The organism is Bacillus cereus group sp. N24 (genome assembly GCF_016483345.1).
In the GTDB taxonomy this organism is placed as follows: domain Bacteria; phylum Bacillota; class Bacilli; order Bacillales; family Bacillaceae_G; genus Bacillus_A; species Bacillus_A toyonensis.
On record NZ_JAEHCA010000029.1, the window covers coordinates 40,205 to 53,715 of the forward strand.

The following is a 13,511-nucleotide window of genomic DNA, read 5'->3' on the forward strand; positions in this document are numbered from 1 at the left end:
TATTAGTATTGTATTTCAAAAACTAACAGGAAAAATCCATCTGGAGATTGAAACTTTAATTAACAAACTACTACTTTTGTATTAGAACTGTTGCGTTAACATTTCAGCTAATACAATCTAAGCTTTAAGCAGTTTGCGTTTTAGTACAAATAATTAGTATGAACGACCACTTCAAGATATAATGAATAATATTTTAAGCTAAAAGGAGTGTTGTGTTGTGACGCAAAGAATTTCTTACTATGATGCTGCACCTGATGCTATGAAAATTATGATGGACATGGAAAAGTACACAAAACAATCCACGATTAATCGAACGACTAGAGAACTTATTAAAATTAGAGTTTCTCAAATCAATGGCTGTGCTTACTGCATAGATTTACATACATCTGATGCACGAAAAATGGGAGAGACTGAACAAAGAATTTATTGCTTAAGTACTTGGGGTGAATGTACTTTTTATACAGCGGAGGAAAAAATCGCAATTGAATTAGCTGAGCATATTACACTTATTCCTACTAAAAGAGTTCCTGATTCCCTATACAAACGAGTATGTGAACATTATGATGAAAAACAATATATTGACCTTGTCTTGATTATTAATCAAATTAATAGTTGGAATAGAATTTCTATCGCGATGGGAAATACACCGGCAAAAAAATAACACTTTAAGCAAACAACTTGCTCAATACGTTTTATTACATCCACTTCAAAAAGGTTGATTCTAATACATTACAAGAATCAACCTTTTTAAATTATATTGGACTTTACCAATGTTTTCTTATTTCTTCTACTATAACCTCCGGATAATCCCAATGTAACAGATGGGTAGAATTCGGGATTAGTTTTACTGTCGCTTTTGTTCTCTCACTAAAAATACTCGCTGTCTTCCCTCTATACTCATCCCAAATTTCTGGTACTGTAGCACGAAGTAATATTATATTAGATGGTAACTCCTCATATATATCCATTATTTCATCCTTGTGCATACCCTTTACGATATTACCAGCTGTTGTACCCCTCGCATGCCAACATACTTTATTATCTATTTCTATACCAATATCCTTAACTGCAAGTTCTAATAATGGAGACCATCTTGTATACACTTCTTTTTCACTTTTAAAGAAATCATCCCAACTATTAAATACATACTCTTCAAAGTCCTTTTCATAATAAGCAATTTCTTCTTCCAACGTTTCTTCTTGAAGCCTTTTCGTTTGGTACCCTCCATCAATGAGAATACTCCCTAATACCTTTTCTGGATTATGTAACAAATAAAATAGAGCTACAAAACTTCCCCACGAATGTGATAGAAAATAAAAATGTTCAATTTTCAGTTCATTTATTATTTCATTTAACCAATATGCTAAGTTTTGCATCTCATAATCTTCTGTTCTTTCAAAGGGCGGTGTTTTACCATGCCCAGGTGCATCAATGGATATAAGTCTATACTCTTCCTTTAGTTTTTCTGCGATTTCTATAAAACTTAAACTTGTACTACTAATCCATGTAAACAAAAAATAACGGGTTTATCATTTTCTCCCCACTCAGTAATATGTACGTTTAATTTTTCATTGTTAATATAGTAACGTTTCAAAACAGTTATCCTCCATATTTTAATTTTCAAATTTACATTATGATTATTTCTACTTTTTTCAAGTTTACCCTGCTTTTTTCTATACAAAAAAGCATATTTTCTTTAAAAGAAAATCTGCCTTTACGCTAATGTATATTATTATTTAACAGCAATAATCATAAACCTCTTTGAATTCGTACGAATCCCCTTTTCAGAACTATTCGCGTCGATGAACTTTTGTAAAATAGTAAAATCCTCTTCCTCTTCTCCAAAATTAGGAATAATAGGCGTATGTTTTAATAAAAAAATGAGATCTTCAGGTGTACTGTAATAATCGGTAACATCATATTCACGTACTTGCACGAGTTCAAATCCTGCACTAATAAGTTCACTCATATACTTTTCTTTTAAAGTGCCATCTCTTTCACCTAAGCATTGTCCTCTGCCAAATGCTTCTTTAAGGTTTAATTTATCATGTTCACAAACTTGTTGTGTTAAGAAAAAAGCACCTTTTTTCATTACTTTTGCTAACTCAGATGCTAGAAACGGTGCATGACAACTAGAAGCAATATCAAAATAAGCATGCGGAAACGTTAAAGCTTCAGAACCCATTTGGAGAAACTCAACATTTTGTACACCTACTTTTTTCAAGTTGGAATGTGCTGTTTCAATCATGCCATTAGAATTATCTATTCCAATTAACAATTTAGCTGAAGATGCTATGTTAAGTACATTCTCTCCTCCACCTGTACCTACATCAAGTAGCATGTCTGATGGTTTGCATCTTTCTTTCACTTCGCCATAAAAGTCCCAAGTGTCTCCTACCGTTTCACATTTCAGCTTACTGAAATCCCACCCATTTAATCTTCCTACTTTCTCATAAAAGTTTTTGTATTCTAATTCGTTCATTTTATTATTTCCCCTTTGTAAAATGCATGAAATGTTTAATACTGACGATCCTCGATATAGACTCATAGTTTATATTCTCGTAAAGCTTCTTTTATATCTAGTATGCATTTTTTCAGCCCCGAACAACTAGTTACTTCGAATAATATAGGATTTCATCTACCCCATCTCAATTCGAAGATTCTATGTATAATAACATGGTTTAATTATATATAATAAAATATAAATTATCAAAAAAATACCTTTCCGCAAAATCATTTAGTTTACATAATAATTTTATAGTCTATTTTTATCGATGAATTCTAAATGTCCTCTACCCCAACCACACATACTATCCAACACCGTGCTTACCGTTTTTCCATGCTCAGATAAACTATATTCTACTTTAGGTGGTATTTCTTGATACATTTCACGTTTTATTAGTTGATCTTGCTCTAATTCACGAAGCTGCTTCGCTAATGTTCCTTGAGATATATCGGGTATTAATCTCTTTAATTCACCAAACCGTTTCGTTCCATCTGTTAGCAAAATAAATAAAATCAATGGCTTCCATTTCCCACCGATTATTTGTAATGTCGCTATTACCCCTTTTAATTTAGGTTCTTGTAAATCCATCTTCTCACCTCTCCCATCCCATCATAGATCATAATAAATCATTTTTCATGTTTATTTCTCCGTTCACTACTTCATTAGTACGAAAGTTGCGACTAAGTACAAGTAAAGTGCCTACTTTTCAATAACCATTTTTTAACGAATAATAAAAGCAACACATATTTATTTTTAATTTTATATTAAGGGAGAGGCTTAATCATGTCTTTTACTACATTAAAAGATAAACAAATCGTTATTATTGGTGGAAGTTCTGGTATTGGATTAGCGACAGCAACACAAGCAGTTGAACAAGGCGCACATGTTATTATTGCCGGACGCTCGGAAGAAAAGCTAAAGGCTGCTCAAGAATTAATAAATAACAATCACCTTCAAACTTATGTATTGGATAATCAAAATAAAGAGCAATTACAAAATTTTTTCAAAGATGTCGGGAAATTTGATCATTTATTTACACCGGGGGCTTCTTACACACTTGGACCAATAACCACTACAGAGGAAATTGCTGAAAGTAGCTTTATCGGAAAGTTTTGGCCTCAATATTATGCCGTGAAATATGCCATTCCTTTTCTTTCAAAATCAGGATCTATCGTGTTAATGTCTGGTGCATTTAGCCAAAGGCCACTTAAAGGTGCTCCTGCTTATGGAGCTTGTAATGGTGCTATTGAAAGTTTAGGAAAAGCTTTAGCTGTTGAATTAGCTTCGATTAGAGTTAATGTTGTTTCTCCTGGAACGATACAAAGAGAGAATGAACAAAACGAAAAAAGACTAGCTGCTTATGAAGATTATAAGTCTCTTTCTCTTGTAAAAAGACCTGGGCATAATGATGAAATTGCACATACTGTCCTGTTTTTAATGCAAAATGAGTTTACTACGGGTAGTGTATTATTTCCTGATGGAGGATACACATATCATTAAATTAATTTTATTCACCTGTATATTATCTTAAGGGCTTTACTTAAAACACAATTTCAATTAGATGAAAAATATTTTTAAGTACCTCATTTATTCTCACATTCAAACTTAGAGTGAATGAATCCAACAGACACACCATTTTTCTATACACTTTTGAGTACAATAAAATAAAAAAGGCATAAAATATGCCTTTTTTTGCTTATTTGTTGATTGGATAACAAACCTCTGTAACCCACTTATTAGGATCCGTTTCCATCGCTGGGCTCACATGATAAATATTAAACATTGGGCCTGCTAATTCGTAACCTTCCGTCTCAATCCATTTTGCGGCTGCTTCATTTACGTTTGTCATTTGTTCATAACTTCCGCTTAGTGTTATAGAAGCTACTTTGATTGGCTCTATTTTTTGAAAATGAACATCTTTTGTATTTTCATGCTTTCCTAAGATATTTAGCTGTATTTCTATATCCACATCATTTTCTTTGTATTCTTGATCATGGAAGACAGCGATACTATAACTCGGGTGAGCCATACTAATATTTTTCATATGAATTTCTTGCATTAATATACTCCATAAATCGCCTTCACAATTATACGATGGAATAACCTTTCTAACAGTAGCTACATTTCTTTCTGGAATTTCTTTTATTGAAACATGATAGTTCATCTCAACAACATCCTCTCTCATCGTTTTCATTGAGTTTTCGAGGAGACGTAATTGTTTTTGGAGGTTATTCATGTCTTCTTTAATTTGAGTACTACGATTTAGAAATTGCTCCTTTATACTATCCATATTATCGCATTCTATTATTTCTTTAATGGTAGCGATATTAAACCCCATATCTTTAAACGTTTGAATTTGATTTACTTTCTTTAGTTGAGCCGCTGAATAATATCGATAACCACTTTGCTCATCGACTTTTACTGGCTGTAATAGCTCCACTTTATCGTAGTGTCTCAACATACGTATACTAATGGAAGATAATTTTGAAAAATCTCCAATTTTAAACATGGTTTCCTCCTAAAAATTCTGTCTACTTCGAAGCTCAACTTTATTTTAAACAATGACATCGTGTGAGAGTCAACTGTTTATAACAACTTGAATTATAATTCTTTAATTAATTACCTTCTTTCTGCCTTCTTAAGGCAATTAAGATTGATATTAGTCCGTTTACAGCAAATAAGATTATTATAATTCTAGTTAGTAAGGCTACATCTGCTGAAAATACTTCAATCGTATGCCACGGTGAATTTGTGCTATAAGTAAGAAGTGGGATTAAAATAATTGATAATATTAGAAATAGACTCCCTACGAAAAACCAATTGGATTTTTTACGATTTTTCTTATGTTTATATTTTTTATTTAACATAATTGATGTAATGAAAAGTATGAGTATAACTAACGACATAACAATTTGTGTGATTGGGATATTTTTAGGAACTTCATTAGGTTCTTCACCATTCAAAATACTAATAATCCCCTTTTTCAATACCACTAGTGCCCCCTCTTCTAATACATGATTTTTATTCGTTAAGATTACACCACCCCAACCGCTATTATTTAAAATAAACATTTCAGCATGAGCATCGGGGGTAGATCCTGAATGCCAAATCATCGTTTCGTTGTCATTTAAATTCGTTGTTCTTAATCCAAACCCATAACTTTTTTCTGGATTTATTTTATAAAGTGGTGATAAATAAAGGTCAATGTTTTCTCTCTTTAAAAATTGAGTGTGCTCTTGACGATTTAAAAACATAATATATTGAATCATATCCTCCAAATTCGCGGTAATATAACCATATGGTGTCCCAGCATTATCATAGGACACTACACTTTTTCTTGGTATTCCAAACCAAGATTGATAGCCTGTTAAATATCCTTTTTCATATGCACTATCTTTATTTGCTGCTGCACCATTCATTTTTAATGGCTGAAAAACATGCTTTTCCATATATGAAGAATATGTTTCATTTGTTACTTCCTCAATAAGTGCACCTAAAACAATATAATTCGCATTACTATATTGATATATTTCCCCTGGTGGAGCCGTTAATTTTACATTTGAAAGTTTCATTACATTTTCTTTTAATGATGTAGAACTTTTTAATTGCTTATCTGATAATGCTAAACCTTCAAATGTATTTATTCCACTCGTATGAGTTAGTAGATGTTGGATTGTTATATTCGAGGTTAATTGAGTATTTTTTAGTTTAAACCAAGGGAGATGTTGTTGAACTGAATCCTCTAATTTTATTTTTTTATCTTCTATTAACTTTACTATAGCTAAAGCTGTTAAAGATTTACTTATTGAACCGATTGCAAACGGCGTTTTACTAGTTACCTTTTTTTCAGACTCTCCAGTAATTCCCCACGATTTTGCGAAGAATACATCTTTATGATGTACAATTGCAACAGTAGCTCCTGGAATGTTCTGCTCCTTTATAAATTTTTCAATGTACTTATCTAAAGTAACTTTAATATTTTGCCCAGCATAAACTTTTGAATGTACGATACATAATATTAATACATTACAAAGAATACAAATTTGAAATACTTTATAGATAATTTTCTTCATTATACTTTAGATAGCTTTCTTTTTTTATAAATTACTAGGCTAATAAATACTAATACAGAGAGCGTAAAACTAATCATTATTAATACATAGTTCCACCACTGATTCTCTGCTATACGATATAAAAGATTATAATTAAATGAATTTTTACTATGAGTTGAATGAAATGATTCAGTTAAAAATATTGAAAGTGTAGTTTGTGAGGTGAGGTAAGTAATAAATGCGATGAATATACCACTTAATAGTAATGCATTTGATTTTCCGTTTACATTTTGAAATTGTTTCATTTTTACTCGTATATCAATTTCATTTATTTCCAAAAAATCTTGAACAAATAATTGAGGAGTTCCTAGATTATTTATACTATCCTCACCATCTTCACGACATTCTTGAAAATGTTCTAATAATTGTCGTTTAATATTTTCCCTTTCTTCTATGCTTATATCGTATTGCTTTAATTCTTTAAGTACGTCAGTTAAAAATTGCTGTTCTTTACCTTTTAATTCATTCCTCATTTCAAAAGGTCTCCTTTCAAACCGCTTATTAATAATGTTTGAATATCAGATTGCAATTCTAGCCACTCATTAATTTTCTTCTCAAGTCGTATTTTCCCGCTGTCATTAATTTCATAATAAATTCTAACTTTGCCACTGGCTGTTACTTCTTGATATGTATTAACCCATTCTTGATTTTTCAACTTAGTTAAAATGGGATAAATACTTCCTACTCCTTTCAATTTTAAATTGTGTACTTCAAGCTCTTTCATAATTTCATATCCATAACTTTTCTTTCTCGATAAAATCGATAATACACACATTTCTAAATGACCTTTAATTAAACTTGTTCTGTCCATAGGATAAATTTAACAGAAATATATACTTCATTCAAGTATATATTTCTGTTAAATTTAAAAAATCAGATAATAAAACAAAAAGGTTTATAAACAACCAAAATTAGCACTCATGACCTATATTTATCTCTAATTTTCATTTTTATAATATAATTATTACATAATATATCAACCTTTTATCCCTTTTAGTTTTCATTCTCCCTTCCACTTATACTTCTTTCCATAGTGAGAAATATTGTATATGGGACATAAAAATACTAAAAAATCCAACTTCTTAATTTTGACATTAAGAAGTTGGATCTTCTTTCGTTATTTCGTAATAATCATACTGTGCTATTACATTTACCATTAAGAATACACGCTAAATATTAATTGAGTTAGTGGTTTTAATAACACATAAACTAATAAAATTTTACTTATTAATCTCTAAACATTCATAAACAGCCATCATATCTCGTTTATCCAACTCACGAATACGATTAAAAATCGGTATTTGTGCAACGGCCTCCGTTAATAAACTTTCATCCACAACATCACTAACTGTTCCAGTTAACCATGTTTGCACATCTATGCCATCAACAATTTCTTTAAGCCCTTCATCATTAATACCACTTGCATTACAAGTGACACATGGAATTGTTAATTTAAACACGCCATCATGTAGGTTATCTTCAGTTATAACTTTCTTTCCGTTACAGAATGGACATGGGTTGCTTTTTTTAATTTTATTAATTTGTGTAACTAATTTTTTGTAACCAAATGCTTCGTAAACATATGTTAGTTTTTTATATTTTCCATTTGTGAAATACTGATCTATAATGGTTTCTCTTGTTTCATAAACATTAGAAAAATCACAAATAGTTACTTGATTATTGGCGCTAATGGATTCTATATTCCCTTTAATTTCGTCCCAGAATGGTAAAACATTTAGTAACACTATTTCATAATTTGAAAAACTTGCTTGTTCTAATTCGAACATTTTCAGTGCAACTTGCATTTTTCTTGGCAATAAAGAAACATCTTCCGTCAATCTCATATCTCCACCTATTATAGACTTCAATTTAACGAGTGCCGGTAAATTACCAACTGTGTTCAACACTTCATCCATAGGCTGATTAATTATTTCACGAATATCTGAGTTTCCAAACTTAAGCGATTTATGATGATTTAAAACCGTCCCCTCACAAATTGGACATGTCACGATTTCTTTAGATTCCTTAATTTGTTCTTTAATAGCTGCTTTAGAAATCACAATATATCCACCAATGATCGTATTAAATCCTACCCATGTTCTACGTGTCTTACCTTTCTTATCATAAAATGATTTTTCAAAATACCCGTACCAAAATGTATGTTTTTCCTCTTCTGACATATCATTATAGCTCTTTGATAAATCATGACCGAGTTCATTTTTAATTTCTTCAAATAAAAATTCTATTTTTTCATATTGATAAAATTTCAATACTTTCATGATTTCCGGATCGAATAAACCACCCCAAAATGGAACATTTTTATCTTGTATTGTAATGTCTTTATTAAAGATTTCAATCTTAAGGCGACCTGAACAAGACGGACAGTGATTATCCTGTGAATAAAAATCAAAACTTCTCGTATCTTTATTGGTTGGATGGGAAGCTATAATTTGATTAATTAATCCACCAATCTCATATAAGAAACTATATTGACTATACAAATGTCTTTCAAGATCAATAGCAATTATTGGTGCAATTGTATCAGATTCATATTCGCCATAAATTAATCGGGCCATTGATGATAAACTTTTTAAAATACCACCCTTATAAACGTTTTCAGCATTTTTAAAATAGTTAATATGATTTTCTTTTACATAGTGAATTCCTTCTTTACGCTTTAGCGTTGAAGAAATATGTATTTGCGCAGCCTTTTTCACACTACTCTTTTGACGATAATAATCATTATGACTAATAACATCAAGATGTTCTACAGATTCAAGCTGTCTTTTCCCAAAATCAACAATGTAATCCGAACTTTCTAGCATGTAACTATTATGTTCAATCATTATGATTGAGACTGATTCATCTTGTAAAATCCCTCTGACACTATCTATAAATTGATTTAAAATATTTTGTGATAAACCTTTTGAAGGCTCATCAAAAATAAATAAAGTATGTGGGTTTCTTGTGTTGGCAAATAACTCCGACACTAAATGAACACATTGAAACTCACCTGTTGATAATGTTTGTGTTTTTCTTTCTAATGTTAAATAACCGAGTCCTAATTTGATTAGTAAACTCAAGCGCTTATATGCGATATCTTCATTTGGAAGGTCATCAATAATATCCTCAATTGAACGTTCAAAAATATCATCAATTTCTTCACTATACTTTGTCAGTTTCTTTTTAATATCAAGGAAAGTAGCAACGGTTGATCGACTTGTAATTGACTGATTGCGATCTTGTCCTACCATAACAAGTTTGTCTTTTGGATATCGCTTTTGAAAATCTTTAGCGATACATTCATTAACAAGTGTAGATTTTCCACATCCTGATTCCCCTGTAACAGTTACAAGTCTATTTTTAGGAATCTGAAACTTAGTCATTTGGATATTTCGACAATATAATTCATGGAATGTATAATATTCTGTTGGCATTTCGTTATTTCGTTCTGATAGTAATGGCTTTGGCCTTGGTGATTCTTTCACAATTTTCCCGCCATATTTTCCACTACCAGGTCCAAAGAATAATTGCTCATCAGTTGTATCCAGTACTGTATCTGAATGATCAATGAGCCAAATTTGATTTTTGCACCCTAATTTTTTGATCTCTTCTAATATTTGTAATAATGTTACGTGATCAAGCCCCACAGAAATCTCATCAATAATAATTACTGCATTTTCACTTACTGCCATGAATTCAGCTAAGTAAAGTCGTGTTAATTCTCCACCTGATAACGTACCCATAATTCGATTTAATGTTAAATAGCCAATGTTCATATTAATAATATTTTGTAAAATGTGTTGTTTTGCTTCACTAATATTTAATTCTTCTGCTAATGAAAGAATAGATTCAACACTTAAATCGTTAATATCCGAAATTGTATGTGGTGTAGCAAATAACTCAATAGTATGTTGTTCAACTTCTTCACTAAAACGTTTTCCTTTACATTTTTTACACTCAATATTTTTAGTAGTACCACGCCCTTTACAAGCAGCACACCAACCTAGCGGATTATTAAATGAAAAAACCTCAGGAGATAGATTAAATTCTTCAGCAAGTTTTTCACGAATCTCTTTAAAAACACCTGTATGAGTACCAATTGTCGAGCGCGGATTGGAAGAAATCGATGATTTCCCTAGAAAAAGGACTAAAGGCATTTCTTCCATCTTAATAGCACTAAAATTAGTCTCCATTATATTAGGAAATAAATATTGATATTCAGCCTTTGGCAATAAGGAAACTAGACGCTTCTTTGATTCTTCACCAATTGTTTGACAAAGAGTTGTTTTTCCAGATCCAGATAAACCAGCAATACCAAGTGATTTATTAAACGGAATGATAGCATCTAATTTATTTATGTTATTTGCAATTAATTGATTTACTTTCATATTAACCTCTATTCTTATTTTCTTAAAAAATCATTTTCATAATATAATAATTACATAATGAATATTACCTATTATGTAATTATCCTTTCAGTTCATGAATCTTAACCTTGTATTTTTCAAACCATTGTTGCCACTCAGCTTTTGGAAATTCTTTCTCTTTTCCTTCTAACACGGAAGAAAAAAGTTCTAAACAAATATGCCAACCAGCAATATCTTTCGGTGTATGATCTGTTAATTCATGAATGAATTCTTTAAGAAGTAATAGGGATCCATTTCCTGCTTTATGTATTTCAAATCGGACACGATCTTTATCCCATTTGAATTCAAGTACTGCATTTAGTTGACACTCTAAAATATCAATATTTAAAAATGAACCATCCATCATATCGAACTTTATCATTCCACCTGTTTTAAGGTTTTCAATCTGCAAATTAGACATCCATTTTTTAAGCTTACTGTTTTCAGTTAACACAGACCAAACTTCCTCTATCGTATAAGGAAATTGGCGTTGAAATTTTACAATATACCCATTAGATTGTTTCTCTATCTCAGCTAACATATTTATTCCCCTCACTCTCGCGCAGAATATATGTTCTTATTTTACACGAATTTATACATAAAAGAAATCTATATGGCAACTAAATATTAATTTAATGTGTAGATGACATTTTGAAAATTGATTTATTATAAATAAAAAAGCCGCATTTGCGACTCATGAACTAATACCTACTTTATTTGAATGACTTATCTTTTAATTGCGTCAACAATTAACGATGGAAAACCAAGTTTATCGCCTCGATTCCTAGAATCATACCTTTTCGAACGGAAAATAACCCCGTCATTCGCATCCCAGTCGTTGTAATAAAATTGACCATTTTCATCACAATACTCAAGTAGAACTACCTCAAATCCAGCCGTTTCAAACATTTTCGTTAATGTTTTGTAATTATGAACTATTTTATGACTTGCAGCAGGATGATCTTTCGGCCCAGGTCCGCCTATTTGAACTATATTTTGGTATGTTTCATCCGGAAAAAATGCATCAGGGACGCCGCATCGAATATGACCTGATGGTTTTAAAAATTCATAACAAATTTCAGCTGCTTTTACACCTTCTTCAAACGTAAGATGTTCCCATACATGCTCAGCTAAAATAGCTGAAATGGAATTGTATTCAAATCTTTCTTCCCAAGTGGTATTGTCTAGTAAATTAAGTTCTTCTTCTTGCGTTTGAATCCAACCTGGATTATTATTAAACACTCCAGCTCCAACTACTACTTTAATTTCATCTTGTTTTATTACCATCATTTTCACCCCGTAAACATTTTGATTTATTAATATATTCTATGTTTACTATAACCTTTCCTGCTTCAACAAATTAAGAAACATATATCCCTCCTCTAATATGAAAGAAAAGTTTAAAGTTGTTTCCGAATGAACTAAGAAGCAAATTGGATTTATTAAATAAAACCATTCAGTCGAATGTAACTTTTCTATTATTCCGTTATGTGGTACTTTAGCGAAAAAATGAATTGTTAAACGTCATAAAAATATAATGATTATTATCACAACAAACGAATTAAGGGGAAATTCAGTAGCATGAGCCCGGTACAATACCGAATTCATGCCATTAAAATTGTCTAATGCAAAATCTGTCTAACTTTATGAAAACAGTTCATTATATATACTGTTTTCATAACTATTTACACATGATTTTTCTTAGAGAAATATAACACACCAAACATTACCAAAATACCAACCACATAAAAAATTGTTGTACCGCTGCCACCAGTATTAGGAATCATCCAATTATTCTTCGCATTTTTTACTGTTATTTTTTGTGTCCTTACTGCCTCTGTAATTTCTACCTCTATTAGATCTCTAAGTAACATATATCCATTTGGTGCTTTTATTTCTTTAATCGTATATTTTCCTAGTACTAATTGCCTGGAAATCACCTTTCCTTTTTCATCTGTTGTTAATTTAGCAACTTCTTTCCCTTCTTTATTTAACACTTGAAATACAGCACCTTTTAGTTTTAAATTGATATCCTTGTCATCAACTTTCTCAATTTCAATTTTCCCACCCGGATCTGGCAATTTCTTATTTCCTATTTTCATTTCTATTACTTTATCTTTTTCTGCTTTTACAGCTACTTTATCTTTCAATAATTCATAACCTTTAGGCGCTTCTATTTCCACTAGGCTATAGTTTCCTATTGGTAAATCTTTAGATATCGCTTCTCCTTTTTCATCTGTTATTAACTCCCCAACTACTTTTCCGTTTGAATCTTCTATATAAAACTTTGCTCCTGCTAGCTTTTTATTTTTATCATTTGTGTCTACTTTCACCAGCTTTATTTTCCCTATTGGATCTGGCAATTTTTTATTTCCTATTTTCATTTCTATTACTTTATCTTTTTCTACTTTTACAGCTACTTTATCTTTCAATAATTCATAACCTTTAGGCGCTTCTATTTCCACTAGGCTATAGTTTCCTATT

At 31.0% G+C, this 13,511-nt stretch carries 12 protein-coding genes and 1 pseudogene; 2 read left to right on the forward strand and 11 right to left on the reverse strand.

Annotated elements, in window-relative coordinates:
- Positions 1-217: 217 nt before the first annotated feature.
- Positions 218-661 (forward strand): carboxymuconolactone decarboxylase family protein, encoded by a 444-nt coding sequence (locus JDS95_RS26165; protein ID WP_000194102.1) that lies wholly within the window; start codon positions 218-220, stop codon positions 659-661.
- A 103-nt stretch (positions 662-764) separates the two neighbouring features.
- Here the strand turns inward: JDS95_RS26165 and JDS95_RS26170 are convergent.
- The 3 genes and pseudogenes from JDS95_RS26170 to JDS95_RS26180 all read right to left on the reverse strand — a co-directional run bounded on the left by JDS95_RS26170 (position 765) and on the right by JDS95_RS26180 (position 3,094).
- Positions 765-1,594 (reverse strand): annotated as a pseudogene (locus JDS95_RS26170) (alpha/beta fold hydrolase).
- Positions 1,595-1,732: 138 nt separating this feature from the next.
- A complete protein-coding gene (locus JDS95_RS26175; protein WP_001003864.1) occupies positions 1,733-2,482 on the reverse strand; it encodes a class I SAM-dependent methyltransferase in 750 nt (249 codons plus the stop codon).
- 273 nt (positions 2,483-2,755) lie between these two features.
- Complete coding sequence (locus JDS95_RS26180) at positions 2,756-3,094, reverse strand: winged helix-turn-helix transcriptional regulator (RefSeq protein ID WP_000365532.1); 339 nt, start codon at positions 3,092-3,094, stop codon at positions 2,756-2,758.
- Positions 3,095-3,289: 195 nt separating this feature from the next.
- On the opposite strand from JDS95_RS26180, the gene JDS95_RS26185 reads away from it, so the two are divergent.
- Complete coding sequence (locus JDS95_RS26185; protein WP_000011251.1) at positions 3,290-4,006, forward strand: SDR family oxidoreductase; 717 nt, start codon at positions 3,290-3,292, stop codon at positions 4,004-4,006.
- A gap of 196 nt (positions 4,007-4,202) precedes the next feature.
- Here JDS95_RS26185 and JDS95_RS26190 read toward each other — a convergent pair whose 3' ends face one another.
- From JDS95_RS26190 to JDS95_RS26225, 8 genes are all read right to left on the reverse strand, one after another.
- On the reverse strand, positions 4,203-5,015 hold the full coding sequence (locus JDS95_RS26190; protein WP_085450756.1) for a MerR family transcriptional regulator: 813 nt from the start codon (positions 5,013-5,015) through the stop codon (positions 4,203-4,205).
- Positions 5,016-5,121: 106 nt separating this feature from the next.
- The gene (locus JDS95_RS26195; RefSeq protein ID WP_000721131.1) at positions 5,122-6,579 is read right to left on the reverse strand and encodes a serine hydrolase domain-containing protein; all 1,458 of its coding nucleotides are present in this window, start codon (positions 6,577-6,579) and stop codon (positions 5,122-5,124) included.
- The gene (locus JDS95_RS26200) at positions 6,579-7,091 is read right to left on the reverse strand and encodes a DUF1700 domain-containing protein (RefSeq protein WP_001243388.1); all 513 of its coding nucleotides are present in this window, start codon (positions 7,089-7,091) and stop codon (positions 6,579-6,581) included. The genes JDS95_RS26195 and JDS95_RS26200 overlap by 1 nt, the downstream gene beginning before the upstream one ends.
- Positions 7,088-7,429, reverse strand: a complete 342-nt coding sequence (locus JDS95_RS26205; protein ID WP_000376293.1) for a PadR family transcriptional regulator — start codon at positions 7,427-7,429, stop codon at positions 7,088-7,090. The genes JDS95_RS26200 and JDS95_RS26205 overlap by 4 nt, the downstream gene beginning before the upstream one ends.
- Before the next feature lie 409 nt (positions 7,430-7,838).
- Positions 7,839-11,009, reverse strand: a complete 3,171-nt coding sequence (locus JDS95_RS26210) for an ATP-binding cassette domain-containing protein (RefSeq protein ID WP_085450757.1) — start codon at positions 11,007-11,009, stop codon at positions 7,839-7,841.
- Between the two features lie 79 nt (positions 11,010-11,088).
- Positions 11,089-11,568, reverse strand: coding sequence for an SRPBCC family protein (locus JDS95_RS26215; protein ID WP_085450758.1), 480 nt, complete (start codon positions 11,566-11,568; stop codon positions 11,089-11,091).
- Between the two features lie 185 nt (positions 11,569-11,753).
- Positions 11,754-12,317 carry a class I SAM-dependent methyltransferase gene (locus tag JDS95_RS26220; RefSeq protein WP_098643492.1) on the reverse strand — a complete coding sequence of 188 codons (564 nt, stop codon included), beginning with the start codon at positions 12,315-12,317 and terminating at the stop codon, positions 11,754-11,756.
- Positions 12,318-12,712: 395 nt separating this feature from the next.
- Positions 12,713-13,511 (reverse strand): MSCRAMM family protein (locus tag JDS95_RS26225; protein ID WP_199690873.1); only part of this gene is annotated, 799 nt, incomplete at its 5' end.